1 pseudogene is annotated in these 785 nt (G+C 69.8%); it reads right to left on the bottom strand.

Going from position 1 to position 785, the window contains the following annotated elements:
- Positions 1 to 785 (bottom strand): annotated as a pseudogene (locus ACNPM4_RS17065) (FtsK/SpoIIIE domain-containing protein); the annotation flags it as partial.

Here is a 785-nt window from a genome sequence, read left to right as displayed (position 1 = left end):
GCGGGCCCCACAGGCCCACGACGCCGACGTCACCGGGCGCGTGCAGGCCGGCGATCTGGGCGAGGAGCGCTCGGGCGTATCCCGTGGAACGACCGCCGAGGCCGGCGATGCCGAGCGCGCCGACGTCTTTGAGGTCTTCCAGGATCGGCACCTGCGGCACGATCCTGGTGGAATCGATCACCGCGTCGAGCTTCTCCACGTACTCGGGGATCGCGCGATCCCGGCCGTTGGAATCCTTCACGGAGCTGCGGGAGCCGGTGTCGCCGATACCGAGTCGCACGTGCAGGAACGACCAGTGCTCGGCTCGACGCGTCCAGATGGTGGGTCCGGCCGCGAGCGCGGCGTCGCTGACCTCGCGCAGCAGCGGAACCTCGCGCCGTCGCACGTCGATCTCGCGTTCGCGCTCGCTCTGCAGTCGGGCGTCCAGACGCTCCAGCTGCTCCTCGAACCGCTTCTTGTCCTCTTCGAGCTCCTGCTTGTTCTGGTTCCTCGTCGTGACCCAGGTGCCGATCATGAGCAGCGGCGACAGGGCCACGAACATCAGCGACATGGGGCTCTGGGTGAAGGCGAACATCGCGCCGCCCATGAGCACCGGGGCGACGAGCGCGAGCATCGGGAACGGCTGCTTGCGGGCGGGGACGGGCAGATCCGTGCCGTCGAGCTCCTCGCCGAGGTAGCGCTCCTCGACGCGCGGCGATCGCACGAACTCGACCTGGCGGATCGAGGCGACGGCCGGCGAGGGCGCTGCGGCATCGGGCTCGACCTTCACCGTGATCGGGGTGTCG

Source organism: Microbacterium umsixpiens, assembly GCF_053543675.1.
This window is presented reverse-complemented; position numbering and strand designations above follow the sequence as displayed.